We start from the raw sequence: 26,202 nt of genomic DNA on the forward strand, positions 1-26,202 counted from the left end.
TCGGGGGCGACCTACAGTCGATGCATGACTGATACAGCTCTAGCCGGAGCGTCCGCGGACTCCGCTGCCCCCAAGCGCCCGTCCCGCCCCGCTGCAAAGCCGCACGGGCAGTGGAAGGTTGACGGCAAGACGCCCCTGAACGCCAACGAAACCTGGAAACAGGAAGACGATGGCCTGAACGTGCGCGAGCGTATCGAGACCATTTACGCCAAAGAGGGCTTCGACGCGATCCCCAGCCAGGACCTGCACGGCCGGTTCCGCTGGTGGGGCCTTTACACGCAGCGCAAGCCCGGGATTGACGGCGGCAAGACCGCAACGCTCGAGCCGCACGAGCTCGAAGACAAGTACTTCATGCTGCGCGTGAGGATCGACGGCGGTGCGCTCACCACCGAGCAGCTGCGCGTCATCGGCCAGATCTCCGTGGACTTCGCCCGGGATTCCGCCGACCTTACCGACCGGCAGAACATCCAGCTGCACTGGATCCGCGTGGAGGACATCCCCGAGATCTGGAACCGCCTGGAAGGTGTTGGCCTGTCCACCACCGAAGCCTGCGGCGACGTGCCCCGCGTCATCCTGGGCTCGCCGGTTGCCGGCATCGCCAAGGACGAGATCATCGACCCCACTCCGCTGATCGCCGAGCTGGGGGAGCGGTTCATCGGCAACCCGCTGCTGTCCAACCTGCCCCGCAAGTACAAGACCGCCATCACCGGGCACCCCAGCCAGGACGTGGTCCACGAGATCAACGACTTTGCACTGGTGGGCGTGGAACACCCTGAACTGGGCATCGGCTACGACCTGTGGGCCGGCGGCGCATTGTCCACCAACCCGATGCTGGGGAAGCGCCTCGGCGCCTTCGTTAAGCCCGAAGAGGCTGCCGACGTGTGGCTCGGCGTCACCAGCATCTTCCGCGACTACGGCTACCGCCGCATGCGCACCAAGGCCCGCCTGAAGTTCCTGATGGCCGACTGGGGCCCGGAGAAGTTCCGCCGGATCCTGGAGGACGAATACCTGGGCTACAAGCTGGCCGACGGTCCTGCCGCGCCCAAGCCCACCACCCCCGGCGACCACATCGGCGTGCATGAGCAGAAGGACGGCAAGTTCTTCATCGGCGCCACCCCGCTGGCCGGCCGGCTGTCCGGTTCGGCCCTGGTCAAGCTCGCGGACACCCTGGAGGCCCGAGGCTCCTTCCGCCTGCGCACCACCCCGCACCAGAAGCTTGTTGTCCTGGACGTCGAGAAGGACCAGGTGGAGCCGCTGGTGGCTGAACTGGACAAGCTCGGCCTGTCCGCCCGCCCGTCCGTGTTCCGCCGCGGCACCATCGCCTGCACCGGCATCGAATACTGCAAGCTGGCCATCGTGGAGACCAAGCACACCGCCGCCACCGCCGTGGCCGAGCTGGAACGCCGCCTGGCTGACCTGGCCACGTCCGGCGAACTGCCCCAGACACTGTCGCTGCACATCAACGGCTGCCCCAACTCCTGCGCCCGCATCCAGACCGCGGACATCGGCTTGAAGGGCATGATGCTTCCCACGCCCGACGGCGCTCCCTCCCCGGGGTTCCAGGTCCACCTGGGCGGCGGGCTGGCATCCAACGAACGCGGCGAGGCCGGCCTGGGGCGTACGGTCCGCGGCCTCAAGGTGTACGTTGACGACCTGCCCGACTACGTGGAACGCGTGGTCCGCACCTTCGTGGCCCAGCGTGCCGAAGGCCAGACCTTCGCCGAGTGGGCCCACGCAGCAGACGAGGAGGCACTGCAGTAATGAGCAAGCACGCACTCGGAGTTGACCCCGTGGTTGCGCCGGCCGAGGCTTCGGCCCAGGTTGAGGCCACTGTGGCAACCACCGTTTCGAAGAGCCCAACCACGAAGCGCTCCAAGGAAGAACTGAAGGCCCTCGCCGAAGCCGGCGCCGCCGAGCTCGGCTGGGACGCCCCCGCCCGCGACGTGATCGCCTGGGTGGAGCGCAACTTCGACCTGCCCGCCGTCTCCGTGGCCTGCTCCATGGCCGACGCCGTCCTGCCGGCGCTGGTCGCGGACCAGATGCCTGGCGTCGACGTCCTGTTCCTGGAGACCGGCTACCACTTCCCGGAAACCTACGCCACGCGTGACGAGGTGGCCGCAAACCTCCGCGTCAACGTGGTGGACGTCCTCCCGGAGACCACCGTGGAGCAGCAGGACCGGCTGCTGGGCAAGGACCTCTTCGCCCGTGACGCCGCCCAGTGCTGTGCCCTCCGCAAGGTGGCGCCGCTGCAGCGCACGCTGGCCGGCTACGAACTCTGGTTCACCGGTGTGCGCCGCGATGAAGCCCCCACCCGCACCAACACGCCGCTGGTCAGCTGGGATGACAAGAACGGCCTGGTCAAGGTCAACCCGATGGCTGCCTGGACCTTCGACCAGCTGGTCGAGTACTCCGAAGACAACCTCCTGCCCGTCAACCCGCTCCTCGCCCAGGGATACCCCTCCATCGGCTGCCAGCCCTGCACCCGCAAGGTGGCACCCGGCGAGGACCCCCGCGCCGGCCGCTGGGCGAACTCCGACAAGACAGAATGCGGACTACACGTATGAGCACATCACTAACCGAGGAGACCACCCAGGTGACTGACGCCGCCGTCTCAACGCGACTCTCCAGCCTGGACACCCTCGAGTCCGAGGCCATCCACATCATCCGCGAGGTGGTTGCCGAGTTCGAGAAGCCCGCCCTGCTGTTCTCCGGCGGCAAGGACTCCGTGGTGATGCTGCACCTGGCCACCAAGGCCTTCTGGCCCGGCAAGGTTCCGTTCCCCGTGCTGCACGTGGACACCGGACACAACTTCCCCGAGGTCATCGATTTCCGCGACCGTACCGTGGAGCGCCTGGGCTTGAAGCTCGTCGTCGGCTCCGTCCAGGAGTTCATCGACCGCGGCGAGCTTGCCGAGCGCGCCGACGGCACCCGGAACCCGCTGCAGACCGTCCCGCTGCTGGACGCCATCCAGCAGAACAAGTTCGACGCCGTGTTCGGCGGCGGCCGCCGTGACGAGGACAAGGCCCGCGCCAAGGAGCGGATCCTGAGCCTCCGCGACGAGTTCGGCCAGTGGGACCCGCGCAACCAGCGCCCCGAGCTGTGGAACCTGTACAACGGCCGGCACACGGTGGGCCAGCACGTCCGTGCCTTCCCCATCAGCAACTGGACCGAGCTGGACATCTGGCGCTACATCGAGCGCGAGAACATCGAGCTGCCCGGCCTGTACTACGCCCACGAACGCGAGGTCTTCGCCCGCGACGGCATGTGGCGCGCAGTGGGCGAAGTCTCCCAGCCGCGTGAGGGCGAGGACGTCATCACCAAGACCGTCCGCTACCGCACCGTGGGCGACATGTCCTGCACCGGCGCAGTCGAGTCCAACGCCTTCACCGTGGCCGACGTCGTGGTTGAAGTTGCCGCATCCACCCTGACCGAACGTGGCGCCACCCGAGCGGATGACCGCATCTCCGAGGCCGCCATGGAAGACCGCAAGAAGGACGGGTACTTCTAATGACCACCGAAACTGTTTTGTCCGGCGCTGCCGGTGGCCTGGAATCAGCCCTGCCCACCACCCTCTTCCGCTTCGCCACCGCAGGATCGGTCGACGACGGGAAGTCCACTTTGGTGGGCCGCCTCCTTCACGATTCCAAGGCCATCCTCGCTGACACGCTCGACGCCGTTGCCCGTACGTCCGCGGACCGCGGCTTCGGCGGCGAAAAGGGCGGGATCGACCTCGCCCTGCTGACCGACGGCCTGCGGGCCGAGCGCGAACAGGGCATCACCATCGATGTGGCCTACCGCTACTTCGCCACCGACCGCCGCAGCTTCATCCTGGCGGACTGCCCCGGGCACGTTCAGTACACCAAGAACACGGTGACCGGCGCGTCCACCGCGGATGCCGTCGTCGTCCTCATCGACGCCCGCAAGGGCGTGCTGGAGCAGACCCGCCGGCACCTGTCCGTGCTGCAGCTGCTGCGCGTGGCGCACGTGATTGTGGCCGTCAACAAGATCGACCTGGTGGACTTCAGTGAGTCCGTGTTCCGCGACATCGAAGCCGACGTGCAGCAGGTGGGCCGCGAACTGGGCCTGGGTTCAGACGGAATCAGCGACCTGCTGGTCATCCCGGTGTCAGCCCTGGACGGCGACAACGTGGTGGAACGCTCGGAGCGCACCCCCTGGTACACCGGCCCCGCGCTGCTGGAGGTCCTGGAGACCTTGCCTGCCGCCGATGAGCTGGAAAGCCACCTCGAGAGCTTCCGCTTCCCGGTTCAGCTGGTGGTCCGGCCGCAGGGTGCGCTGGCTCCCGACGCCGTGGCCGCCGGCTTGGACGTTGAGGCCTACCGCGACTACCGTGCGTACGCCGGCCAGATCACCGAAGGCTCCGTGAAGGTGGGGGACCAGGTATCCGTGCTGACGCCGGGCCAGGCCCCGCGCACCACCACCGTGGTGGGCATCGACTTCGCCGGAAAGTCCCTGGAGGAAGCCGCCGCGCCGCAGTCCGTGGCCGTCCGCCTGGCTGACGAATTCGACGTCGCCCGTGGTGACACCATCGCCGCCGCCGGCACCGTCCGCGAAGCCACCGCAGACCTCTACGCGGCGCTGTGCTGGCTGTCCCCGAAGCCCCTCCGTGAGGGCCAGAAGGTCCTGGTCAAGCACGGTACCCGCACCGTCCAGGCGCTGGTCCGCAGTGTTTCCGGGAAACTGGACCTGGCCTCCTTCAAGCTTGAGGGCGCCTCGAGCCTGGAGCTCAACGACATCGGCCACGCGCAGCTTCGGCTCGCCGCGCCGCTGCCGCTGGAGAACTACCTGCACCACCGCCGCACCGGTGCGTTCCTGGTGATCGACCCGCTGGACGGCAACACGCTGGCAGCCGGCCTGGTCAAGGACCACCCGGGCGACCACGAGGACGAGCGCTACAGCATCTAGTCCCGACGTGAAACCGCGGCTTGTTCGCAAAACCCGGCCTTCAAGGCGAGGTGTTGCGAACAAGCCGCGGTTTTGTCGTCTCTGCAGGGTTACTGCCGCCCCTCAAGGATCCGCTTGAGCTTCTGCAGGTCTTTCCGGGTCTGGCGGCGGATCATCGGGGCCATAACCAGCCCGGCCAGCCGCGGGAAACCCGAGGGGCTCCCGGTGTTGCCGAGCGTCATGAGCGTTCCGCCGTCGTCGTCCGTCCAGGTGTAGGTGGTCTGCATGGGGAACGGGCCCTGCGCGGTGCGCATCACCAGCTTCCCTCCCGGGACATACTCCACGAGCTCGTAGGTGTAGCTGAGCTCCCGGCCCATGAACGCGGCGTTGAAAGCCACTTTCGAACCAACCCCCAACGGCCCGCCGGTGAGCCGCTGCGAGCTGTGGATGTTCACGTACCACTGCGGGGCGTTGTCCGGGTTGGCAGCAAAGTCCGCTACCCTCGGCACGGGGCCTGTCGATGTGGATCCGGGTCTGCACGTTCACCATGTTGCGTCTCCTTGCGGCCGCCGGGTGGGGATGTTGCGGCGGTTGCCGTGATGCCACGTTAGCCGCGGAGCCTGGGCGGCGGAACCGTGGAGGCAGGGCGCGGTGGGGGCCTTGTCGCGGTGCGGCACAAGCTGCGCCGGCAGGTCAACGTTAAAGGCCGCTGAGGCGTCAAAACCCGGTGACTGTGCGGCTGAATATGACGCCGCATGAACCCGCGTGACCCTCCGTTGAGGCTTCATTGAACGGCTTTGGGCCACTCCCTATGGTGAAACAATGACTAGTTCCAAGCCCGGGATGACCCGCATCGTGGCAGGCGAAAGCGCGGTTCCCAAGCGCAAGCGTGCCATCGAGGCCGCCCTGGCCATCGGGCTGGTCCTGCTGATCGCCGTCGGCGCGGTGGTGGCTTCCTCCGTTGCCCGCAACACCGAGGCCCAGGCGGCCGAACCAACGCCGGCGGCCGCACTGAAGCTCGGCTACTTCGGCAATGTGACGCACGCTCCCGCGCTGGTGGGCATCAAGAAGGGGTTCCTTGCCGACGCCGTGGGCAGCACCCAGTTGAGCACCGAATCGTTCAACGCCGGCCCCGCCGCCATCGAGGCGCTCAATGCGGGCGCCATCGACGCTGCCTACATCGGCCCCAACCCGGCCATCAACTCCTTCGTCAAAAGCTCCGGCCAGTCCGTGAAAGTCATCGCCGGCGCAGCCGCGGGCGGGGCCCAACTGGTGGTTAAGCCCGGGATCAATTCCGCCGCGGACCTCCGGGGAAAGACCCTGGCCTCCCCGCAACTGGGCGGCACCCAGGATGTGGCCCTCCGCGCCTGGCTCGCCGGGCAGGGGTACAAGACCAACGTGGACGGCAGCGGCGACGTCGCCATCAACCCCACGGACAACGCCCAGACGCTCAAGCTGTTCCAGGACGGAAAGCTCGACGGCGCGTGGTTGCCGGAGCCGTGGGCCTCACGCCTGGTGCTCCAGGCCGGCGCCAAGGTCCTGGTGGATGAAAAGGACCTGTGGGACGGGACCGGCACGGGCAAGCCGGGCGAGTTCCCCACCACCGTCCTGATCGTGAACCAGAAGTACGCTGCCGACCACCCGGACACCGTCAAGGCGTTGCTGGCAGGCCACGCAAAGTCCGTGGCCTGGCTCAACGAAGCTCCGGAGCCTGAGAAGGCCAGTGTCATCAACGCGGGCCTGCAGGAGTCTGCCGGAGCCACGCTCGCCGACGACGTCCTGTCCCGCTCCCTCGCCAACATCACCTTCACCCTGGATCCGCTGGCCGGAAGCTACCCGCGGCTGCTGCAGGACGGTGTCGAAGCAGGGACCACCAAGCAAGCCGACCTCAACGGGCTGTTCGACCTCCGGGCCCTCAACGAGGTTGCCGCCGCCACCGGCACCAGCAAGATTTCAGCAGCCGGCCTCGGCCAGGACTGAACCACCCCCACTACCTAAGGACGGCACCATGCCAGTCGTACTGGAAAACCTGGGCAAGCGCTTCGGCGACGGCGCCCCGGTGCTGGACGACGTCAACGCCAACATCGGAAAAGGCGAGTTCGTCGCCCTCCTCGGTGCGTCCGGCTGCGGCAAATCCACCCTGCTGAACATCATCGCCGGACTGGAAGCGCCGTCGTCGGGCGCCCTCGAAGTCCCCAGCGACGGCGCCGCCTTCATGTTCCAGGACGCCGCCCTGTTCCCCTGGCTGACGGCCCGGGAAAACATCGAGCTGGCACTGAAGCTTCGCGGCGTGGGCAAAGCCGACCGGCGCACCAAGGCACAGGAACTCCTGGAACTGGTCCACCTGGGCACGGCGGGGGACAAGCGGCCGCACGAGCTGTCCGGCGGCATGCGCCAGCGCGTCTCGCTGGCCCGATCCCTCGCCCAGGACCGGCAGCTGCTGCTCATGGACGAGCCGTTCGCCGCGCTGGACGCCATCACCCGCGACCTGCTGCACGACGAGCTGGAGCGCATCTGGAAGGAAACCGGACGCACGATCGTCTTCGTCACCCACAACGTCCGCGAGGCCGTCCGGCTGGGCCAGCGCGTGCTGCTGCTCTCCTCCCGCCCCGGCCGTGTGGTCCAGGAATGGGACGTCACCGAGGAACACCGAACCGACGCCGGGCTCGCCGGCCAGCTCACCGGGGTCATCACCGCCCGGCTGCGTGAGGAGATTCGCCGCCATGCCAAGTAACACCACACCCCTTGCGGAAACAGAGCCGGACGCCGCGCCGGGCCGGGCGGAGTATGTGCATGCCGCCTTGACGCGGACGTCCACCGGCAAGGAGGACCTCCGGGAGCTCGAGTCGGGGCTCGATTCGCTGCAGTCCGACGCCGAACGGAAGCACCGGATCGACTGGAGCCGCGTGCTCCTGCCGGTGGCCGCGCTGGTGGTCCTGGTGCTCGTCTGGCAGTTCTACGTCTCCCTGGGCGTCAAGCGCCGCGACCTGGTTCCCGGCCCGCTGGATGTGGCAGGGCAGATGGGAGTCCTGTGGACAGAAGGCAAGCTGCAGGAAGCCATGTGGACCTCGCTGCAGCGCGGCCTGGTGGGGTTCCTGATCTCGGTGGCCATCGCCACTCCGGTGGGGCTGCTGCTGGCCCAGGTTGCGCCGCTGCGCCGCGCGTTCGGGCCGCTGATTTCCGGCCTTCAGGTCCTGCCCTCCGTGGCCTGGGTGCCAGCCGCGATCATCTGGTTCGGACTCACTGACGCCACCGTCTACTTCGTGGTGTTCATGGGCGCCATCCCCTCCATCATCAACGGGCTGATCTCAGGTGTGGACCAGATTCCGCCGCAGTTCCGCCGCGTGGGAACCGTCCTCGGCGCCAACCGGCTGCAGATGGCCCTGCAGGTGGTCCTGCCCGCCGCGCTGCCGGGGTACCTGGGTGGCCTCAAGCAGGGGTGGGCCTTCTCCTGGCGCTCCCTGATGGCCGCGGAAATCATCGCCGTGGGCGGCACCATCGGCTTCGGCCTCGGCTCGCTGCTCGACCAGGGCCGTGCGCTGTCCGACATGACAGTGGTGATGTCCGCGATCCTGCTGATCCTCGGCGTCGGCATCCTGATTGAACTGCTGGTCTTCGCGCCCATCGAGAAGCGCCTCCTGCGCCGCCGCGGCCTGCTGGCCGGCAGCACCCGCTGACCCAACACCTGACCCAACGCACCGCACGAGCCCGACGGCGACTTCCCGCCGTCGGGCTCGCTGTTTCCTGCGTCCGGCGCTGACGGAACCGGGCACTTCGACCCGGACACGCCGGTGAACGGGGCGGGCCCGACCCGGAACCGCCGCAATGTGCCCCACCATCGAGGGCCCAATGTCCATGGCAGACTGGCGCCATGACCCTCAGCTTCGAGTGCCGCACCGAGTCCCCGCTTCCGGTGGAGCAATTGTTTGACCGGGCCCGCAGCATCGACCTGCACGTGGATTCCCAACGGAGCTCAGGGGAGCGGGCCACAGCTGGCGTCACCGGGGGACTGATCGGCAACGGCCAAGAGGTCACCTGGCGGGCACGGCACTTCGGCGTCCCCCTCACCATGACCAGCCGGATCACCCACCTGGACTTCCCCCACAGCTTCACGGACGAACAGGTGAAGGGCCCCTTCAAGGCGTTCCGGCACGTCCACGACTTCGAGGCCACGGCCACCGGCAGCGTCATGATGGACAGGGTGGAGTTCAGTGCCCCGTTTGGCGCCGCGGGCCGCGCCGTCGAACGCTTCGTCCTCAAGGGCTACCTGGAACGGCTCATCCGGGACCGCGGCCGGTTCCTCGCAGTCCCGGGGCAGGACAACGGCGGGCACGACGGCAGCACCTCGCCTATGTGACGCAGCGTTACCTTACGTGAACTGGTGTTGCTGAGCCTTTGTAGGCCATTGTGACGCAGCCCTACCGTTGATCCATGGCAATTCAGGATATTTACCCCACGGCGCTGCGGCTGCTCGGCCGCCCCGTGCTGGTGGTGGGCGGCGGGCCCGTGGCCACCCGCCGCGCCAAGGGGTTGCTCGACGCCGGGGCCCTGGTCACCGTCGTGGCACCCGTTGCCTCTCCCGCGCTGCAGGACATGGCCGGCGCCGGCCTCCTCACCTGGGCGGCCCGCCCCTACGAATCCACTGACGTCGACGGCGCGTGGTTCGTCCAGACAGCCACCGGCGATCCCGCCGTGGACGCCCTCGTGTCGGCCGACGCCGAGGCACAGCGCGTGTGGTGTGTCAACGCCTCCGACCACGAAGCATCCGCCGCCTGGACTCCCGCCGTCGCCGTGGTTGATGACGTCAAGATCGCCGTCAACGCCGGGGGAGACCCGCGCCGCGCCATGGCCGTCCGGGACGCCGTCGCCACCGCCCTCGAAACCGGGGACCTTCCGCTCCGCCGCCGCCGCGCCCACCGCGGCTCCGTGGCCCTTGTGGGCGGCGGCCCCGGCGACACCGGCCTCATCACCGTCCGTGGCCGCCGGCTCCTGGGTCAGGCCGATGTCGTGGTGGCCGACCGCCTGGGACCGCGCGAACTCCTCAACGAACTCGCCCCGGACGTCCGCGTCATCGAAGTGGGCAAGACCCCCGGCCACCACCCGGTACCGCAGGCCGAAATTAACCGCATCCTCGTCGAGGAAGCCCTGAAGGGCCACCGGGTGGTCCGGCTCAAGGGCGGCGACCCCTACGTCCTGGGCCGCGGCGGCGAGGAAGCCGAACACTGCCGCCGGCACGGCGTCGAAGTTGAAGTGGTTTCCGGCGTCACATCCGCCATCTCGGTACCCGCGGCCGCAGGCATCCCCGTGACGCACCGCGGCCTCGCCAAGGGCTTCAGCGTGGTCACCGGCCACGAGGAACTGTCCGAGCTTCCAGCCCGCGCCGACCACACGATCGTCCTGCTCATGGGCGTGGGCCAGCTCCGTGAGTCGGCATCCGCGCTGGGCGAAGCCGGACTGCCTGCCGGGACCCCTGTTGGTATCGTTGAAAACGGCTATTTGCCGGACCAGCGTGTCACCATCGGCACGCTCGGTTCCATTGCGGAGCAGGCCGAAGCCGCCGGCGTCGCGAATCCCGCAGTGATTGTCATCGGTGACGTGGTGCGCGTGAGCCCGTTCGCGCCGTCCCACTTCAAAACCGCTGACTACAGCACCACCAGCCCTAACCAGCCCCGCAAGACCGTCGTCACCCCCTAGCCCCGCCAGGGAACGAAGAAAAGGAACACAGCCGTGTCATCTAGCACCACCGTAGGCTCTGCCGAGCGTCCGCTGCGCGTCGCCGTCGTGGGTTCCGGCCCGGCCGGCGTCTACGCCGCAGACATCCTCACCAAGAGCGAGGCCGTCAAGAGCGGCGAGCTGACCGTGAGCATCGACCTTTTTGACCGCTACCCGGCACCCTACGGCCTGATCCGCTACGGCGTGGCCCCGGACCACCCCCGCATCAAGGGCATCGTCAACGCCCTGCACAAGGTCCTCGACCGCGGCGACATCCGCTTCTTCGGCAACGTGGACTACGGCACGGACCTCACCATCGAGGACCTCCGCACCCATTACGACGCCGTCATCTTCGCCACGGGCGCCATCAAGGATGCGGACCTGAACATCCCGGGCATCGAGCTGGACGGCTCCTACGGCGGCGCGGACTTCGTGTCCTGGTACGACGGCCACCCGGACGTCTCCCGTGAATGGCCGCTGGAGGCCAAGGAAATTGCCGTGCTCGGCAACGGCAACGTGGCCCTGGACGTGGCCCGTGTCCTGTCCAAGCACGCCGATGACCTCCTGGTCTCCGAGATCCCGGACAACGTCTACGCCGGCCTGAAGAACTCTCCGGTCACCGACGTTCACGTCTTCGGCCGCCGCGGCCCGGCCCAGGTTAAGTTCACCCCGCTGGAACTGCGCGAATTGTCCCACTCCAAGGACGTGGACATCATCCTTTACCCGGAGGACTTCGAGTTCGACGAGGAATCGGATCGCCAGATCCAGACGAACAACCAGACCAAGACCAATGGTGGGCACGCTCACCAACTGGATCGCCGAGCAGCCCGAGGACCTCTCCGAGCTCAAGGCTTCCCGCCGCCTGCACCTGCACTTCCTGCACAGCCCGGTGGAAATTTACGACGACGCCGATACCCCAGGCAAGGTGGCCGGCATCAAGTTCGAGCGCACTGAGCTGGACGGCACGGGCAACGCCCGCGGCACCGGCGAGTTCGTGGACTACCCGGTCCAGGCCGTGTACCGCGCCATCGGCTACTTCGGTTCCGCACTCCCGGACGTGGAGTTCGACCACAAGAAGGGCGTCGTGACGAACGACGGCGGCCGCGTCCTGGACGCCGACGGCAACCACGTGCCGGGCATCTACGCCACCGGCTGGATCAAGCGCGGACCCGTGGGCCTGATCGGCCACACCAAGGGCGACGCCCTTGAGACCGTGACCTACCTGCTCGAGGACCGCGCAAACCTGCCCGTTGCCGCGGCACCCGCCGAGGACGCCGTCGTCGAACTCCTGGACGCCCGCGGCGTGAAGTTCACCAGCTGGGAAGGCTGGCTGGCCCTGGACGCCCATGAGCTTGCGCTCGGTGCCGCAGCCACCGAGGCCGGCGGATCGCACGGTGTCGAGGTCAAGCGCGAGCGCATCAAGGTGGTGCCGCGCGAGGACATGGTTGCCATCTCCCGCGACGGCGTCGCTGCACAGGTCTAAAGCCCGACCGCAGGCCCGCGGAACCTCCCGGTTCCGCGGGCCTTTGCCGTTAACCGGCCGCCGGGCGCTTTTGACCCTGCTGCGCTATTTGCCCGCCCCGCCGGCCGCCATCAACTCCAGCCGGCGCAGCGTCTCCCGGTTGCGCGCGGAAATGGCAGCATTCCGAAGGACCTTGGGTACCAGCTTCCCCGGACCGCGGATGGCGTCCTCGGCAATGGTCACGCGGCAGCCGTCCCCCATCTCCTCAAGGGTGATCTCCACCTTGGCCTCGCCCATTGGCCAGCCACGGGCCACCAGTTCCAGCGAACGGCCGGGCTCCACGGCCGTCACCCGGGAGCTGTCATCGATCACCAGCGGCCAGGCGCCCACCGAGTGGTGTAGCCGGGATCCCACGTTCGGCCACTCGGCGTCCACATCCCGGATGCGTGACGCGCCAACCACCCAGCCGGAATACAGCCAGCCGTCGGCAATGACCCGCCAGACGTCGCCGGCCGGGGAGCTGAAGTGCTGCGAAACGGTGGACATGGCGTTCCTTCCGGTTGCGGGGGTGCTGGCGGTGCTTTGCTTGGGCCGTTCCGGCTGCCCGCCCGCGCGGCGTCCGACGGCGGGAGGTGCGGCCCGTTGGGCCGCGCGGTACGAGGGCTTCCGGAGGAGCCGGGTCCACGCGTAGGCCTGCGCCCCGGGCGGCTGGTTTCCCAGCGGATCGAACCGCAGGGGAGTGTCCGTTGGATGGGGTCCGGCGTGCAGCCGCAGCTCGCCGCACTCCCGCCACCGCCCGGACGGGGTGGCCCAGTGCAGTCCCAGGACCCACTCGCCCGACGCGAGGGATCCGGGTGGGAGGCTGCGGGTGCGCAGGCCCAGGAGGACCGGTCCCTGCCGGCCGCGGTAGGGCATCAGCGTGGTCATGGTGGCGCCGGCAACGTCCAGCCGCGGCCGCAGCAGGAATCTCCCGGGCACCCGCCATCCGGTGGAGGCGAACAGGACGTCCGCCGGGCCGGGAGGGGCGTCGCCGTCAGCGGAAGGGGTCACCCTCAACGCGAGCCCCAGGATGTCGGGCAGTGTCTGGGGAAGGCCCACTGAGCGGGAGAAGCGGGCTTCCACGGCATCCACTCCCGCCTCATCGAGCCAGGCGATCCCGCTCGGCGCCGCCGGGTTGCCGGTGCGGGTGAGCTCGCCGGACAGGCCGAGTCCGTGCGGATGGATGGGCCGCTCCGGCCGGGCAACCTTCAGGAGCCGGAACAGGGCGGCGAACGCCTGCCCGGCGCTGCGTGTGGCGGCGGGTGCGCCGCCCGGGTGCTGGGTCATGTTTACTCCCTACCCATAATCATGCGGGCTACATGTGTCCGAACCGGGCCCGGATCAGGGCGAAGATGCCGTAGGCGATGAAGCCGGCACCGATGGCCACCAGCAGGTAGGGGCCAAAGGGGTGGTCGCGCAGGGCCTGGAGGCTTCCGTCCAGGCCGGTGGACTCCTCCGGGCTGTGCTTCGCCGCGGCGATGATGAACAGCAGGCCGGTAAGGCCCAGGGCAATGCCTTTGGCGATATGCCCCACCACGCCCAGGCTGTCAACGATCCTGCCGCGCCTGGTCCCGTTGAAGTGGAAAAGTTCCTCTTTCTTGAAGCCGCGGGTGACTCCCTTGACCACGAAGTAGACGCCGATCCCGATGATGGTCAGCCCCAAGGCCACGAGCACCCACGGTCCCAGCGGGTGGCCCATCAGTGCTGCGCTGAAGTCCCTCGTGCTGTCCCCGGAGTCCCCACGGAGCCCCACGGCAAAGCCGGCAAAGCTGAGCCCCACGCTGCCGTAGGCGATGGCCAGGAATCCGGACGAAACCAGCTTTGCCACACGTTCCTTGCGTGGCTCGCCGCGCATCCGGAGGGTGGCCTCGCTGGCCTGCCACAGCGACAGCCCGGTGCAGGCCGCAACACAGGCCCACATGACCGCAGGGCCCCAGGGGTTGGCGGCCAGCTGTTCGATGGCTCCGGTGGCGTCCGCCTGGCCGGGCTGGCCGAAGGCAATGGCAACCGCGATGGCCCCCACGATCACATGCAGCAGGGCCATGACCGCGAAGCCCAGGCGGGCCATGACATCCAGGACTTTGTGGTTCGACGCTTCCTCGACGGCATCTGCCGCCTGGCTGAGCGTGGATTCGCCATCGGACACAGGTCAGCCGTTCATGGGCCCTTCGGCGCGCAGCTTCTCCGCGCCGGGTCCTTCGACGTGGACGGTGCAGCGGACCACCAGGCGGCCCGGCGCGTTGTCCAGCTCCACCAGGGAATCGTTGCCGCTGAGGACCGTGAAGACCTCGGAGCCTGCCACCACGTCCACGTGCTTGGCCTGCGCGGTCTCGCGGGCGTTGCGGAGCGCCTCGTCCTGGAGCCCGCCAACGTACTTGCCATCACTTTCGCGGGCCGGGTCCCCGAAAGCCCAGCCGAACAAAGTCCCTGTATTTCCCATGGCCACGATATTACGCGTTCCCGCCGACAGGGACGGGCTTTCGTAACATTAGTAAGTGTGCTTACCATAGGCGGACAGTGGCCACGGTTGGGTCACGGAAAGCCAACGCCGCTCCGGCGGCAGCCCGGAACCGGTTCAACGTTAGGAATGTACAACATGGCAGGAAACCTCATTGCCCGGTCAGTCCACGATCTGACGGCAGCAGCATGGTTTGGCGGCTCATTGATGGGCGCCATTGGATTGAACGGCGCGGCAGCGGAAGCCAAGGATCCATCCGAACGCACCCGGCTTTCGAGCGCGGGCTGGATGCGGTGGGCTCCGGTCCAGACGGCAGCGTTCGCCACGCACCTGGCCGCCGACCTCGCCATAGCCTTCGAGAACAAGGGCCGCATTGCCAAGCAGGACGGCGTTGCCCGGGACACCGTCATCAAGACGGCCGTGACTGTGGCCGGCGCTGCTGTCACGCTCTATTCCGGCATCCTCGGCAAGAAGGTCCAGAAGCTGGCCAGTGAGGGGTCCGAAGGTGCCACCGAACCGCGGCCCGGCGCGTCCGATGAACTGAAGGCCGCGCAGCAGCAGCTTAAGGCCCTTCAGTGGGTCATCCCCGCCTTCGCGGGGGCAGTGGTGGTCCTGGGCGCCAAGCACGGCGAGATGCAGCGGCCCAAGAACGTCTTCGCAGGCCTCCGCCAGTAGCACGGCACAGAATACCCACAGCGTACGACGGCGGTCCGGCACCATTCATCCCGAATGGTGCCGGACCGCCGTCGTGCGTTCTGGATTCGATGCGCGAATCCGTTCGTGACACGCTGGTTCCCTGGCGCGCCGGAGATAACTGGTGCGCCAGGGTAAACGTGCGTCGAAACTGAAGGACAGGCTCGAAATCCCAGGGTGTTAGGCCGCGTGGCTGGGGTCCTCCACCGTCCAGACCTTGATGATCGCCCAGGTTACGGCGGTTATGGGCACTGCCAGGACCGCGCCCACGATGCCGGCCAGCAGGGTGCCGGCCGTAAGGGCGAGCAGGATGACCAGTGCGTGCAGCTGCAGGGACTTGCCCATGACCACCGGCTGAAGAAGGTTCCCCTCGAGCTGGTTGACGGCCACCACCACTGCCACAACGATCAGCGCCACCACGGGGCCGTTGGCCACGAGGGCCACCAGCGCTGCGAGGATGCCCGCCATGGTGGCACCGACAATGGGGATGAACGCGCCGATGAAGACCACCATGGCCAGGGGCAATGCCAATGGAACCTGCAGGATCAACAGCGCGGCTCCGATGCCCACCGTGTCCACCAAGGCCACAATCGCTGTCCCGCGTACGTAACCGCCCAGCACTTCCTGGCTTCGGGTGCCAACGCGCCGCAGGCGGCTGGCGCGTTCGCCCTTGAAGGGGCTGATCAGGAAGTTCCAGATCCGCTGGCCGTCCTTGAGGAAGAAGAACAGGATGACCACCAGAAGCACGGCTCCGGTCAGGAATTCCGTCACTACAGACAGGCCGGTAATGGCGCCGGAGCGGGCCTGGCTGCTGGTAGCGAAGTCCACGATCGCGTTCCGGGCTGAGTCGATCTGTGATGCATCTACGTGCAGCGGTCCGTTCTGGAGGAAGTCCTGCAGCTGGTCCAGCCCGGAGCTGGCCTGCTGGACCAGGTCATCCCATTGGCTGCGGACCGAGAAATAGATCACGGTGAAAACCCCGCCCAGCACCGCCAGGAGCGACACAAAGGCGGTCACGGTGGAAAGTGCATCATTGAGCCCGAGCCGTTTAAGGACATTCACGAACGGACTGATCGCAGCGGCCAGGATCAACGCGATGAGCACCGGAATCACCAGCAGCTTGACCTGCAGGAGCGCGAAAACGGCCACTACCGACACCGCGAGGATGAGCAGGGTCTGGGCAGCCCGGATGCCCACGCGGCCGTAGCCGTCGCCCCACAGCTGCTGCGGGGTCTTGCTGCCGCCCTCGGGGATGGCGGCAGCTCCGTGTTCGGAGCACGTGCTGCGGTGGTGGCGGGTGAACAGGGCCATGGAGGCTCCTCAGAAGTCAACGGATTCCACCGGTGCGCGGCGGATGGGGGAGCTGGATCAGCTAGTAAGCCTACTGACCGGCTGCGCTCCGGCGAAACGGGCTGCCTAGGCCGTGAGCCATTCGGCGCAGGAGTTCAGGTTCCGGTTGACGGTGGCCACCGCGGCATCGGCGTCGCCGCGCTCGATCGCGTCCACCAGGATGCCGTGCCCCTCCATGGGAAGTCCGTCGAAGCCCGGTCTTTTCTGCTGGGCCAGGAGGTCCTGGTGCAGGGCCGGGCCAAAGCTGACGTACAGCTCATGCAGCAGGGGATTTCCCGATGCCTGGGCCACCCGAGCGTGGAAGCCCCAGTCTGCCGTTGCCCAGGCTTCGCAGTCACCGCTGCGCCAGGCCTGGTCCCGGGCGGTGAGGAGCGCCCGGAGTGCTGTGACGTCGTCGGCCGTGGCATGCTTGGCGGCGAGCCTGGCCGCCTGGGTGTCCAGGCCCAGCCGTACCTCAAGGATGTGTTCGGCGGTGTGGTCCTGGAACAGCCGGCGGGCGGCGCCGGAAATTTCGCTGGTGGCGCGCACGTAGGTGCCATCGCCCCGCCGGACCTCCAGCATGCCGCTGTGTGCCAGGGCCTTGACCGCCTCGCGGAGCGTCCCGCGCGAAACGCCCAGTCGGGCTATGAGCTCGGACTCGGAGGGGATCCGCTGTTGGAGCGGCCATTCGCCGGAGTGGATCATGGTGCGCAGTTTGGCGGTGACCTCGTCGGCAAGCGGGGGCCGGACGGATGGGCTAAGGCTCATGGCTTGTTACTTTACTTTCCCGGACGTCAGCAGATGCGCCACCGCCATCTGCACCACGGCCAGCACCAGCAGCAGCGCCAGCGGCAGCGTCCAGCCGCCAGTGGCACTGTGCAGCATGCCCATGCCGAACGGGCCAGCTGTGGCCAGCAGGTAGCCGGTGGACTGGGCCAGGGTGGACAGCGCCGTGGTCTCGGCGGTGTCCCTGCCGCTGCGGCTGATCATCACCATGACCAGCGGGAAAATTCCCAGCCCGAATCCCAGGAGCACGGCCGGAATGATGGACAGGCTGACGGGCAGGAACAGCAGCAGCGCCACGCCCGCGGCCATGGTGGTGCTGACCAGGTAGAACGCGGGCCGCAGCATCCCGGGCCTGGAGCCAAGGGCAATCAGCAGCACGCCGGCGGGCACGGACACCAGCTGCATCACGCCGAACATCAGGCCGCTCTCGGAGGCGCTGAGCCCCAGCGTGGTGAGCATGTAGGGGAACCAGCTCAGGAGGGCGTAGGCGAGCAGGGCCTGCAGCGTGAAGATTGCGGTGAGGAGTGCGCCCTTGCGGGTCCGCAGCAGCGGCCACGGCAGGGTGCCGGCACCTGCGGGCCGCGCGCTGTGCCGGTGGGCGTGCAGCGCAACGGGCAGGAAACCCAGCAGCGCGGCCAGAGCCATGATGCCGATCGAGCCAACCGCCGCCGACGGCGAGCCCAGGGCCTGCGCCAGCGGCACCACGGCCACGGACGTCAGGGTGCCGCCGGTGGTCATGGTGACGGTGTACACCGCCGTCATCAGCGAAGTGCGGGCCGCGAAGTGTTCGCGGATGAAGGACGGCATGGCAACGTTGCAAACAGCCAGCCCGGACATGCCCACCACGGTTCCGGCCACGAGCATTCCTGTTGCGGGAATGCCCCGGAGGAGGAGCCCCCCGGCCAGCAGGGCCAGGGAGAGCAGGATGGCCTTCTCCACGCCTACCTTGCCCGTCAGCCACGACGTTGCCGCGCCCGCCAGAGCAAAGCACAACGTAGGGATGGACGGGATGATCGCCGCCACCAGGGGGCCGTAGCCGAGTACCAGCTGCAGGTCGTGCAGCAGCGCGGACGCCCCCGTGATGCCTGCGCGCAGGTTCAGCCCGATGAGCACCAGCGCGATGACGCTGAACACGACGGCGGTGCGCGTCTTGGGCGCTGCCACTACGGGCGGAAGGGAAATGCGTGCGGCGGCAGGGGGTGGCGAGGCGGACATCTTTCCAGACTAAAGGTTAGACGTTTGATGTCTAGGGTTTTGTGGGGAAGCTCTCCGTCCAGCAGGTGGGGGCAATAGAATGCGAGCGGGAGCCCGGCGGCCCGGCCGGTCCGGGCCATCGCCGGTACCGGACGCGTGGGAGGAGCGGTTGTGAAGGCTGTGCAGGCCGTGGAGGTCGAGAAGAAGTACGACGTCGGCGATGATGCCGTAGTGCCGCAGCTCCAGGAGCTTCCCGGAGTAGCGCGGGTTGGGGAGGCCCATACCGCCGAGTTGGAGGCCGTCTACTTCGACACCGGCCAGCGGACCCTGCAGTCCCGCCGCATCACTCTGAGGCGGCGGACAGGAGGGACGGACGCCGGATGGCACCTGAAGCTGCCAGCGGAAGCGGCATCACCCGAGAAAACGCCGGCTGCCCAAGGCGCCGTTCCTGAAGGGGCGGCCCAGGCGGAGGCCGCACCCCCGCGGCGGCGCGAGCTGCACGCCCCACTGGGCCAGCCCGACGTCGTACCCGACAGCTTGCTGGCCTACGTGCAGGCCTTTGTGCGCGGGAACCCCCTCGTGCCCGTGGTGCGGCTGAAGACCGAGCGGACAACCTACCCGCTCTACGGACCTGACGGCGTGCACCTGGCCGACCTGGCCGACGACAGGGTGGACGCCCAACCCCTCGGCGGCGGCGCGGCCGCCGGCGGGAAGCACTGGCGCGAATGGGAACTGGAACTGGTCCATGGATCAGCCAGCCTCTTTGAACCTGCGGGCCAGGTCCTCGCCACCGCCGGCGCCCGCCCGGCCGGCCATGCGTCCAAGCTGGCCAAAGCCTTGGGGGCGGGCAGAACCTCGAAGGCCGCAGGCGGCGAAGCGGGTGGCGGCACCGCCCTGCTGGCGGGGAAGAAAGCGCCGGCGGCCGCCGTCGTCACCGTCTTCCTTTCGGGCCAGCTCAACCAGCTTCTTGAACACGACGCCGGAGTGCGCCTGGAGGAGCCGGAGGCGATTCACGATATGCGCTCGGCCGCCCGCCGGATGCGGTCTGCGCTCGCCGCCTACCGCAAGCTCTACCGTGCCGTTCCCGTGCGGCGCCTCCGCGATGAGCTCTCATGGCTGGGCGGGGTGCTGGGTGCGCCCAGGGATGCCGAGGTGCTTCGCTCCCGCTTGCTGGGCCAGGTCGCTGAACTGCCGCCGGGTGAGGGGGCCGAGGCGGCCCGGGACTTCCTTGACCGCCGCGCGGGGGCAAAGTTCGACGCCGGGTACCGGCTCCTGCAGGAGGCGCTGGTGTCCGGGCGCTACTTCCGACTCCTGGACAGCCTCGAAAATTTCCGGGACACCCCGCCGGTTCGCGGCACCGCCGTGGAGCCGGGGCAGCGCGCGGTGGCGAAAGCGGTGGACAAGGCGGCCAAGCGGATCCGGCGCTCCCATAAGGCGGCGTTGCACGCCCGCCGGGGAACCGAGCGTGAGACCGCCCTCCACCAGGTACGCAAGGATGCCAAGCGGCTGCGGCATGTAGCGGAATCTGCGGCGGCCGTCAGCGGCAAGCGTGCCCGGAAGGTGGCCAAGGCCGCCCACCGGCAGCAGAAGGTCCTCGGCGATTACCACGACGCCGTCATTGCCCGGGACCTGCTGGCCGGGCTGGGCTCCGAAGCGCCGCCGGCGGCCACGGACTCCTTTACGGCATTGCTGGACAGACAGCATGAGCTGATCTCGGCGGCGGAGAAGAGGTACCGCAAGGCGCGCAAGAAGTCACGGGACCTTTTGCGGGGCGGCGTCCTCTAGCCCCTCCTGTTGCGCTATCTCTCAGGGTCCCTAAAACCTGCGTTAGGGACCCGATCCGACAGGGCGCCGGGGTTAGGGGCGCGTTCCCGTGGGCAGGGTGAGGATTTCAGCCCCGTCCTCGGTGATGGCGATGGTGTGTTCGGTGTGGGCCGTCCGGCAGCCCGTGGCGCTGCGGAGCGTCCAGCCGTCCGCGTCGGTGACGAGTTCGGCGGTATCCGCCATGATCCACGGTTCCAGGGCAAGCATCAGGCCGGGGCGGAGCTTGAAGCCGCGGCCGGGCCGGCCCATGTTGGGCACGTGCGGGTCCTGGTGCATGGTGGAGCCGATGCCGTGGCCGCCGAACTGCCTGTTGATGGGGTAGCCGGCGTCGGTGAGGACGCGGCCGATGGCGTAGGAAACGTCCCCGATCTTGGCATTCGGCCCGGCGGCGGCGATGCCTGCGGCCAGGGCGCGCTCGGTGGCGTCGATCATGGCCACGCTCCCGGCCGGCCCTGAACCGCCCACCAGGAAGCTGATGGCGGCGTCGGCGGCAATGCCGTCCTTGACGACGGCGAGGTCAAGTGTCAGCAGGTCGCCGTCCACCACCGCGTAGTCCCGGGGGAGCCCGTGCAGCACGGCGTCATTGACGCCGGTGCAGATGTAGTGCCCGAACGGCCCGCGCCCAAAGGACGGCGCATAGTCCACGTAGCAGGATTCCGCGCCCGCCGCGGTGATCATTTCCGCGGTCCAGCGGTCGATCTCCAGCAGGTTCGTGCCCACGGTGGCCCGGCTCTTCATGGCCTGCAGGATGTCGGCCACCAAGGCGCCCGTCACCCGGGCCTTGGCGATCTCGGCGGGGTTGAGGATCTCGATCATGCGGTGCCCTTTCCGGTGGCTGGCTCGTTCCAGGGTGTGTTCGCTGTGTTTCCAGCAGGCTTCACGGCCAATAACTATACCGGTCATATTATCCCGGTATTACTATTGGAACCATGGTCAGACTGCCGCTTACCCCCGAAGAAGTCGAGCGCGGGCAACGCCTCGGCGCGCTGCTGCGGCGTGCCCGGGGGGACCGCTCGATGCTTGAGACTGCGCTCGACGCCCTGGTGTCACCGGAGACCCTGCGGAAAATCGAGTCAGGCCGCGTGGCCACGCCTGCTTTCCCCACCATTGCGGCCATCGCCGACGTCCTGGGGCTGTCCCTCGACGCCGTGTGGGCAGAGATCAATGAACCGCCGTCAGCGGCGCGCGCTACTTCCCGAACGGCTCCACAGCGCCTCGCGTCCTAGGCTCCAGCACCTGGCCCGCTCCCGGTCATTGGGCGGCTATTTCCCCTGCCGCGCGGACAGGCGCGCCACGGCCAGGGCAAGCCATAGCTGCACCCGGTCCGGCGTGACCGAGGGGTCGTACCCGGTCAGTTCGGTGATCTGGGCCAGCCGGTACCGGACAGTGTTCCGGTGCAGCGTGAGCTGCTCCGCCACGGCTGCCACCGAACCGTTGTTGGTCAGGTAGCTCTCCAGGGTGGTCATCAGCTCGGCGCCGTGGGCGGCATCGAAGGCCCGCAGCGGGTTCAGCGATTCGTGGGCCATGTCCGCCAGGGGCACGTCCTCGCTGGCCAGCAGGAGCGAAGTCAGGCTCAACCTTTCAGGTTCGTTCACCGGCAGCCCGTGGCCTGCGGCATCGCGGGCCTCAAAGTAGCTCCAGCGCAGGCCGTTCGGCTTCGTGTAGGCGCCGCCGATGCCGATGGTTGCGTGGATGCCCGCCTCTGCCAGGTGGTCGCTGAGCTGGCGGGCCAGGGCCGGCGCCGCCCCGCCGTCGTCGTTGATCACCACCACCAGGTCCTTACCCACGACGGCGGCTACCGCGCCTTCCAGCGCGCGCGGAACAGACGTACTCCCCAAGGCCTTGTGGTGGGCGGGGGAGACAGCCAGCAGCACGACGTTCTTGCGGGTGCTGTTAATGCCCACCCCGGCCAGCCTCCGCTGCGCCTCGCTGGTCTCCAGGGCGCCGTGGATGACGTCCTCGAGCACCTGGCCGCACAGGGCACGCTGCGCCTGCCGCTGCTTGACCATGTTGTTCAGCTCCACGCTGATGAGGTTCTGCGCATAGCCCACGATTCCCGTGTCCTCGAACGGCTGGCGGACCCAGAGCGTGCAGGCGTCCCGGCGGCCGGTGGGGATGGGAAAGGAGGACCAGGAATCGGCTGCGGGGGTGGCGGTGCTGCTGTTGTACAGCTGGGCCGTGAACTGTGTGAGCGCGATGTCTGTGCGCAGCATGCTGCCGAGCTGCTTCAGCAGTTCCGCGAGGCCGCCGCCGGTCAGCAGCGCACGGGCCAGGATCTGGTGCCCGGCGATCAGGCGTTCAAGCTTGGAGTAATGGTCCGCGGACTGCGCATCCGCCACCAGCTTGGTGATGGCGATGAAGGGGGTCTCGTACGGGACTTCCACCACAGGCAGGCCCCACCGGTTTGCCTCCGCCAGCAGCGCCGGCGGCACAGCATCGTGCGAGAGTCCCACCCCAAACCCGATCCCCACCGCGCCGGCCCGCTGGACCTGCCGGACAAAGCGGCGCTGCTCCGGCGCGGACTTCAACCGCAGCCCTGTGGTGAGGATCAGTTCGCCGCCGTTGAGGAACCGCTGCGGGTCCTCCAGCTCCGTGACTGCAACCCAGTTAATGTCCTGGTGCCAGGTGGTCTCGGCAACCCCTGCCTTGGACAGCTTCAGGGAGTTCACGCCCAGCAGGGCGGCGAGGGAAATGGCCATGGAACAAGGATACGGGGATGCTGGACAACCGCACTAAGTCCTTGCGCGAAGGGTGTGCAGGTGGCTATTCACTCGGGTTGGGGGCTGGCATAGGCTCAAGGCAGTTCCATCCATCCGCCGTGGTCTCCGCCGGGCGCGTTGGCCCCTATGAAAGAGGTTGCACACCGTGGTCCAAACCTTGCAGAACTTCATCAACGGAAAGTTCGTCACTCCCGCCGGCACCGAGGTGCTGGACGTGGTCAACCCCACCAACGGGGACGTCGTGGCGCACTCGCCGATCTCTGTGCAGGCGGACGTGGACGCTGCCATGGCCGCGGCCGCGGAGGCGTTCAAGTCGTGGAAGCACGCAACCCCGGGCCAGCGCCAGCTGATGCTGCTCAAGCTCGCCGACGCCGTCGAGGCCAACAGCGACGAACTCGTCGAGGCCCAGCACCGCAACACCGGCCAGGTCCGCTCCCTGATTGCGTCCGAGGAAGTTGCCGCCGGCGCCGACCAGTTGCGGTTCTTCGCCGGTGCCGCCCGCATCCTTGAGGGCAAGTCCGCCGGTGAGTACTTCGAGGGCCACACCTCGTACGTCCGCCGCGAGCCCATTGGCGTCGTAGCCCAGGTGGCTCCGTGGAACTACCCGTTCCTGATGGCCATCTGGAAGATCGGCCCGGCCCTGGCCGCCGGCAACACCGTGGTCCTCAAGCCCTCGGACACCACTCCGGAGTCCACACTGGTCCTCGCCCGGCTGGCCGGAGAGATCCTGCCGGCGGGCGTCCTGAACGTTGTCCTCGGAACCGGCAAGACCGGCGCCATGATGGTGGACCACAAGGTCCCCGGCCTGGTGTCGATCACCGGTTCGGTCCGTGCCGGCATTGCCGTCGCTTCCGGTGCCGCCAAGAGCCTCAAGCGCGCCCACCTGGAACTTGGCGGCAAGGCACCGGCCATCGTCTTCAAGGACGCCGACATCAAGAAGAGCGCCGCGGCCATCGCCGAATTCGCCTTCTTCAACGCCGGCCAGGACTGCACGGCCATCACCCGCGTGCTGGTTGAGGATTCAGTCCACGACGACGTCGTCGCCGCCATGGTGGAGCACACCAGGACCCTGCACACCGGTTCGCAGAACGACGAAGACAACTACTTCGGGCCGCTGAACAACGTGAACCACTTCAACGCCGTCACGTCCGTGGTGGAAAACCTCCCGGCCAACTGCCGCATCGAAACCGGCGGCCACCGGGCGGGGGAGAAGGGCTACTTCTTCGAGCCCACCATCATCACCGGCGCCAAGCAGACCGACGACGTGGTGCAGCAGGAGACCTTCGGCCCTGTCATCACGGTCCAGAAATTCAGCACCGAGGAAGAAGCCGTGGAGCTGGCCAACGGGGTTGAATACGCCCTTGCCTCCAGCGTCTGGACCACCAACCACGGAACCGCCATGCGCCTGAGCCGGGACCTCGACTTCGGCGCTGTCTGGATCAACACCCACATTCTCCTCACCGCCGAAATGCCCCACGGCGGCTTCAAACAGTCCGGCTACGGCAAGGACCTCTCCATGTACGGCGTGGAGGACTACACGCGCATCAAGCACGTGATGTCCGCCCTCGACTCCTAGAAGGAAACCCCTCATGACCACCACTGCAGCAGACATCACCTACCGCCTGGAGCAGAAGCGCCGCGTCCAGGCCGACTTCCCCGGCCCCAAGTCGGTGGCACTGACCGAACGCCGCAAGTCGGTCGTCGCGGCCGGCGTCGCCTCCAGCGTTCCCGTCTACGTGGCGGACGCCGACGGCGGCATCATCCAGGACGTGGACGGCAACTCCTTCATCGACCTCGGCTCAGGCATCGCGGTGACCAGCGTGGGAGCGTCCGATCCCGCCGTCGTCGGTGCCGTCAAGGAAGCCGTGGAGCACTTCACGCACACGTGCTTCATGGTCACGCCCTACGAGGGCTACGTGGCTGTTGCCGAGCAGCTGAACCGGCTCACCCCGGGTGACCACGAGAAGCGCACTGTGCTCTTCAACTCCGGCGCAGAGGCCGTGGAAAACGCGGTCAAGGTGGCCCGCCTGGCCACCGGGCGCGACGCCGTCGTGGCCTTCGACCACGCTTACCACGGCCGCACCAACCTCACCATGGCGCTTACCGCCAAGGCCATGCCGTACAAGACCAACTTCGGCCCCTTCGCCCCCGAGGTCTACCGGATGCCCATGAGCTACCCGTACCGCGAGGAAAACCCCTCGATCACCGGTGCCGAGGCAGCCAAGCGCGCCATCACCGCCATCGAGAAGCAGATCGGCGGCGACCAGGTGGCCGCGATCATCATCGAACCCATCCAGGGAGAAGGCGGCTTCATCGTCCCGGCCGAGGGCTTCCTGCCGGCACTGGCCGCCTGGGCCAAGGACAAGGGCATCGTCTTCATTGCCGACGAAGTCCAGTCCGGCTTCTGCCGCACCGGTGAATGGTTCGCCGTCAACCACGAAGGCGTCGTTCCTGACATCATCACCATGGCCAAGGGCATCGCCGGCGGCATGCCGCTGTCCGCCATCACTGGCAGGGCAGACCTGCTCGACGCCGTCCACCCGGGCGGACTCGGCGGCACCTACGGCGGCAACCCCGTGGCCTGCGCCGCTGCGCTGGCCTCCATCGGCTCCATGGAAGAGTACGGCCTCAACGCCCGCGCCAAGCACATCGAGGAACTGGCCACCACCAGGCTCAGCGCCCTGCAGGAGGAACTGGCCGGTGCCGGCTCCGCAGTGATTGGTGACATCCGCGGCCGCGGTGCCATGCTCGCCATCGAACTGGTCCAGGCAGGCTCCAAGGAGCCCAACCCGGAACTGACCAAGGCTGTTGCCGCCGCCTGCCTGAAGGAAGGCGTCATCATCCTCACCTGCGGCACCTACGGCAACGTCATCCGGCTGCTCCCGCCGCTGGTCATCACCGACGAGTTGCTGAACGACGGCCTCGATGTCCTGGCCGCCGCCATCAAGGCCAACGCCTAAACAGCAGGCCGCCAAGAACCAAAGGCAGCACCCCCGCATTGCGGGGGTGCTGCCTTTTTGGTTAACAGGTTTTCCCGGTTTTCGGTGCCGTTTTCCCGGGCTAACTACCCACTCCCCGTCCCG

General features: G+C 67.9%; 23 protein-coding genes and 1 pseudogene. 15 read left to right on the forward strand and 9 right to left on the reverse strand.

The features are described from left to right. Window positions 1-24 precede the first annotated feature (24 nt). Genes OVA06_RS04045 through OVA06_RS04060 form a run of 4 tightly spaced genes read left to right on the forward strand, consistent with a single transcriptional unit; the run spans window position 25 to window position 4,923 of the window. Window positions 25-1,761 (forward strand): nitrite/sulfite reductase, encoded by a 1,737-nt coding sequence (locus OVA06_RS04045; protein WP_268156510.1) that lies wholly within the window; start codon window positions 25-27, stop codon window positions 1,759-1,761. Next, window positions 1,761-2,564, forward strand: a complete 804-nt coding sequence (locus OVA06_RS04050; protein WP_268156512.1) for a phosphoadenylyl-sulfate reductase — start codon at window positions 1,761-1,763, stop codon at window positions 2,562-2,564. The genes OVA06_RS04045 and OVA06_RS04050 overlap by 1 nt, the downstream gene beginning before the upstream one ends. After that, window positions 2,561-3,508 carry a sulfate adenylyltransferase subunit CysD gene (gene cysD, locus OVA06_RS04055; protein ID WP_268156514.1) on the forward strand — a complete coding sequence of 316 codons (948 nt, stop codon included), beginning with the start codon at window positions 2,561-2,563 and terminating at the stop codon, window positions 3,506-3,508. The genes OVA06_RS04050 and cysD overlap by 4 nt, the downstream gene beginning before the upstream one ends. Then, window positions 3,508-4,923 carry a sulfate adenylyltransferase subunit 1 gene (locus OVA06_RS04060; RefSeq protein ID WP_056075683.1) on the forward strand — a complete coding sequence of 472 codons (1,416 nt, stop codon included), beginning with the start codon at window positions 3,508-3,510 and terminating at the stop codon, window positions 4,921-4,923. The genes cysD and OVA06_RS04060 overlap by 1 nt, the downstream gene beginning before the upstream one ends. Before the next feature lie 89 nt (window positions 4,924-5,012). Here OVA06_RS04060 and OVA06_RS04065 read toward each other — a convergent pair whose 3' ends face one another. Next, window positions 5,013-5,411, reverse strand: a complete 399-nt coding sequence (locus OVA06_RS04065; protein WP_268156516.1) for an SRPBCC family protein — start codon at window positions 5,409-5,411, stop codon at window positions 5,013-5,015. Between the two features lie 334 nt (window positions 5,412-5,745). On the opposite strand from OVA06_RS04065, the gene OVA06_RS04070 reads away from it, so the two are divergent. The 6 genes and pseudogenes from OVA06_RS04070 (at window position 5,746) to OVA06_RS04095 (ending at window position 12,097) form a co-directional block, all read left to right on the forward strand. Further along, the gene (locus OVA06_RS04070; RefSeq protein WP_268160628.1) at window positions 5,746-6,882 is read left to right on the forward strand and encodes an ABC transporter substrate-binding protein; all 1,137 of its coding nucleotides are present in this window, start codon (window positions 5,746-5,748) and stop codon (window positions 6,880-6,882) included. Window positions 6,883-6,910: 28 nt separating this feature from the next. After that, window positions 6,911-7,636 (forward strand): ABC transporter ATP-binding protein, encoded by a 726-nt coding sequence (locus OVA06_RS04075; protein ID WP_056075674.1) that lies wholly within the window; start codon window positions 6,911-6,913, stop codon window positions 7,634-7,636. Next, complete coding sequence (locus tag OVA06_RS04080; protein ID WP_082497270.1) at window positions 7,626-8,579, forward strand: ABC transporter permease; 954 nt, start codon at window positions 7,626-7,628, stop codon at window positions 8,577-8,579. The genes OVA06_RS04075 and OVA06_RS04080 overlap by 11 nt, the downstream gene beginning before the upstream one ends. 194 nt (window positions 8,580-8,773) lie before the next feature. Beyond that, the gene (locus OVA06_RS04085; RefSeq protein ID WP_268156519.1) at window positions 8,774-9,259 is read left to right on the forward strand and encodes an SRPBCC family protein; all 486 of its coding nucleotides are present in this window, start codon (window positions 8,774-8,776) and stop codon (window positions 9,257-9,259) included. 74 nt (window positions 9,260-9,333) lie between these two features. Next, window positions 9,334-10,596, forward strand: a complete 1,263-nt coding sequence (gene cobA, locus OVA06_RS04090; RefSeq protein ID WP_268156521.1) for a uroporphyrinogen-III C-methyltransferase — start codon at window positions 9,334-9,336, stop codon at window positions 10,594-10,596. A 33-nt stretch (window positions 10,597-10,629) separates the two neighbouring features. Further along, a pseudogene (locus OVA06_RS04095) lies at window positions 10,630-12,097 on the forward strand (FAD-dependent oxidoreductase). Window positions 12,098-12,181: 84 nt separating this feature from the next. Here OVA06_RS04095 and OVA06_RS04100 read toward each other — a convergent pair. The 3 genes from OVA06_RS04100 to OVA06_RS04110 are packed head-to-tail and all read right to left on the reverse strand — an operon-like array spanning window position 12,182 to window position 14,555. After that, complete coding sequence (locus OVA06_RS04100; protein ID WP_268156523.1) at window positions 12,182-13,402, reverse strand: SRPBCC family protein; 1,221 nt, start codon at window positions 13,400-13,402, stop codon at window positions 12,182-12,184. 28 nt (window positions 13,403-13,430) lie between these two features. Then, window positions 13,431-14,261: a DUF1206 domain-containing protein gene (locus tag OVA06_RS04105; protein WP_261619276.1), complete on the reverse strand. Its 831-nt coding sequence runs from the start codon at window positions 14,259-14,261 to the stop codon at window positions 13,431-13,433. 3 nt (window positions 14,262-14,264) lie between these two features. After that, window positions 14,265-14,555, reverse strand: coding sequence for a hypothetical protein (locus tag OVA06_RS04110; RefSeq protein WP_056075655.1), 291 nt, complete (start codon window positions 14,553-14,555; stop codon window positions 14,265-14,267). 156 nt (window positions 14,556-14,711) lie between these two features. On the opposite strand from OVA06_RS04110, the gene OVA06_RS04115 reads away from it, so the two are divergent. Further along, window positions 14,712-15,248, forward strand: a complete 537-nt coding sequence (locus OVA06_RS04115; RefSeq protein WP_056076406.1) for a hypothetical protein — start codon at window positions 14,712-14,714, stop codon at window positions 15,246-15,248. A gap of 198 nt (window positions 15,249-15,446) precedes the next feature. On the opposite strand, the gene OVA06_RS04120 is transcribed toward OVA06_RS04115, so the two are convergent. The 3 genes from OVA06_RS04120 to OVA06_RS04130 all read right to left on the reverse strand — a co-directional run bounded on the left by OVA06_RS04120 (window position 15,447) and on the right by OVA06_RS04130 (window position 18,596). Continuing rightward, window positions 15,447-16,577, reverse strand: a complete 1,131-nt coding sequence (locus OVA06_RS04120; RefSeq protein ID WP_056075652.1) for an AI-2E family transporter — start codon at window positions 16,575-16,577, stop codon at window positions 15,447-15,449. Window positions 16,578-16,682: 105 nt separating this feature from the next. Then, window positions 16,683-17,363, reverse strand: a complete 681-nt coding sequence (locus tag OVA06_RS04125; RefSeq protein WP_268156526.1) for a FadR/GntR family transcriptional regulator — start codon at window positions 17,361-17,363, stop codon at window positions 16,683-16,685. 6 nt (window positions 17,364-17,369) lie between these two features. Then, entirely contained in the window at window positions 17,370-18,596 is a 1,227-nt protein-coding gene (locus OVA06_RS04130; protein WP_268156528.1) for an MFS transporter, read from the reverse strand. Window positions 18,597-18,746: 150 nt separating this feature from the next. On the opposite strand from OVA06_RS04130, the gene OVA06_RS04135 reads away from it, so the two are divergent. Then, the gene (locus OVA06_RS04135; RefSeq protein ID WP_268156530.1) at window positions 18,747-20,360 is read left to right on the forward strand and encodes a CYTH and CHAD domain-containing protein; all 1,614 of its coding nucleotides are present in this window, start codon (window positions 18,747-18,749) and stop codon (window positions 20,358-20,360) included. A 72-nt stretch (window positions 20,361-20,432) separates the two neighbouring features. Here the strand turns inward: OVA06_RS04135 and map are convergent, their stop codons facing one another. Then, window positions 20,433-21,215: a type I methionyl aminopeptidase gene (gene map, locus OVA06_RS04140; protein WP_268160629.1), complete on the reverse strand. Its 783-nt coding sequence runs from the start codon at window positions 21,213-21,215 to the stop codon at window positions 20,433-20,435. Window positions 21,216-21,328: 113 nt separating this feature from the next. Between map and OVA06_RS04145 the strand changes: the two genes are divergently transcribed. Beyond that, window positions 21,329-21,625, forward strand: coding sequence for a helix-turn-helix domain-containing protein (locus OVA06_RS04145; RefSeq protein WP_056075641.1), 297 nt, complete (start codon window positions 21,329-21,331; stop codon window positions 21,623-21,625). 36 nt (window positions 21,626-21,661) lie between these two features. Here OVA06_RS04145 and OVA06_RS04150 read toward each other — a convergent pair whose 3' ends face one another. Then, a complete protein-coding gene (locus OVA06_RS04150; RefSeq protein ID WP_261619272.1) occupies window positions 21,662-23,098 on the reverse strand; it encodes a PucR family transcriptional regulator in 1,437 nt (478 codons plus the stop codon). A gap of 166 nt (window positions 23,099-23,264) precedes the next feature. Here OVA06_RS04150 and OVA06_RS04155 point away from each other — a divergent pair, with 166 nt between their 5' ends. Both OVA06_RS04155 and gabT read left to right on the forward strand, forming a co-directional pair. Beyond that, window positions 23,265-24,695: an aminobutyraldehyde dehydrogenase gene (locus tag OVA06_RS04155; protein ID WP_268156534.1), complete on the forward strand. Its 1,431-nt coding sequence runs from the start codon at window positions 23,265-23,267 to the stop codon at window positions 24,693-24,695. A 13-nt stretch (window positions 24,696-24,708) separates the two neighbouring features. Then, a complete protein-coding gene (gene gabT, locus OVA06_RS04160; RefSeq protein WP_056075635.1) occupies window positions 24,709-26,079 on the forward strand; it encodes a 4-aminobutyrate--2-oxoglutarate transaminase in 1,371 nt (456 codons plus the stop codon). Window positions 26,080-26,202: the final 123 nt, after the last annotated feature.

The organism is Pseudarthrobacter sp. SL88 (genome assembly GCF_026672455.1).
Classification (GTDB): Bacteria; Actinomycetota; Actinomycetes; order Actinomycetales; family Micrococcaceae; genus Arthrobacter.

What these genes read in the sequence shown, in the direction of transcription:
- OVA06_RS04070 (WP_268160628.1), top strand. Translation starts at nt 5,746, where the DNA reads ATGACCCGCATCGTGGCAGGCGAAAGCGCGGTTCCCAAGCGCAAGCGT.
- OVA06_RS04080 (WP_082497270.1), top strand. Translation starts at nt 7,626, where the DNA reads ATGCCAAGTAACACCACACCCCTTGCGGAAACAGAGCCGGACGCCGCG.
- OVA06_RS04045 (WP_268156510.1), top strand. Translation starts at nt 25, where the DNA reads ATGACTGATACAGCTCTAGCCGGAGCGTCCGCGGACTCCGCTGCCCCC.
- OVA06_RS04145 (WP_056075641.1), top strand. Translation starts at nt 21,329, where the DNA reads ATGGTCAGACTGCCGCTTACCCCCGAAGAAGTCGAGCGCGGGCAACGC.
- OVA06_RS04150 (WP_261619272.1), bottom strand. Translation starts at nt 23,098, where the DNA reads ATGGCCATTTCCCTCGCCGCCCTGCTGGGCGTGAACTCCCTGAAGCTG.
- OVA06_RS04110 (WP_056075655.1), bottom strand. Translation starts at nt 14,555, where the DNA reads ATGGGAAATACAGGGACTTTGTTCGGCTGGGCTTTCGGGGACCCGGCC.
- OVA06_RS04085 (WP_268156519.1), top strand. Translation starts at nt 8,774, where the DNA reads ATGACCCTCAGCTTCGAGTGCCGCACCGAGTCCCCGCTTCCGGTGGAG.
- OVA06_RS04060 (WP_056075683.1), top strand. Translation starts at nt 3,508, where the DNA reads ATGACCACCGAAACTGTTTTGTCCGGCGCTGCCGGTGGCCTGGAATCA.
- cobA (WP_268156521.1), top strand. Translation starts at nt 9,334, where the DNA reads ATGGCAATTCAGGATATTTACCCCACGGCGCTGCGGCTGCTCGGCCGC.
- OVA06_RS04075 (WP_056075674.1), top strand. Translation starts at nt 6,911, where the DNA reads ATGCCAGTCGTACTGGAAAACCTGGGCAAGCGCTTCGGCGACGGCGCC.
- OVA06_RS04125 (WP_268156526.1), bottom strand. Translation starts at nt 17,363, where the DNA reads ATGAGCCTTAGCCCATCCGTCCGGCCCCCGCTTGCCGACGAGGTCACC.
- OVA06_RS04100 (WP_268156523.1), bottom strand. Translation starts at nt 13,402, where the DNA reads ATGACCCAGCACCCGGGCGGCGCACCCGCCGCCACACGCAGCGCCGGG.
- OVA06_RS04120 (WP_056075652.1), bottom strand. Translation starts at nt 16,577, where the DNA reads ATGGCCCTGTTCACCCGCCACCACCGCAGCACGTGCTCCGAACACGGA.
- gabT (WP_056075635.1), top strand. Translation starts at nt 24,709, where the DNA reads ATGACCACCACTGCAGCAGACATCACCTACCGCCTGGAGCAGAAGCGC.
- cysD (WP_268156514.1), top strand. Translation starts at nt 2,561, where the DNA reads ATGAGCACATCACTAACCGAGGAGACCACCCAGGTGACTGACGCCGCC.
- map (WP_268160629.1), bottom strand. Translation starts at nt 21,215, where the DNA reads ATGATCGAGATCCTCAACCCCGCCGAGATCGCCAAGGCCCGGGTGACG.
- OVA06_RS04115 (WP_056076406.1), top strand. Translation starts at nt 14,712, where the DNA reads ATGGCAGGAAACCTCATTGCCCGGTCAGTCCACGATCTGACGGCAGCA.
- OVA06_RS04130 (WP_268156528.1), bottom strand. Translation starts at nt 18,596, where the DNA reads ATGTCCGCCTCGCCACCCCCTGCCGCCGCACGCATTTCCCTTCCGCCC.
- OVA06_RS04050 (WP_268156512.1), top strand. Translation starts at nt 1,761, where the DNA reads ATGAGCAAGCACGCACTCGGAGTTGACCCCGTGGTTGCGCCGGCCGAG.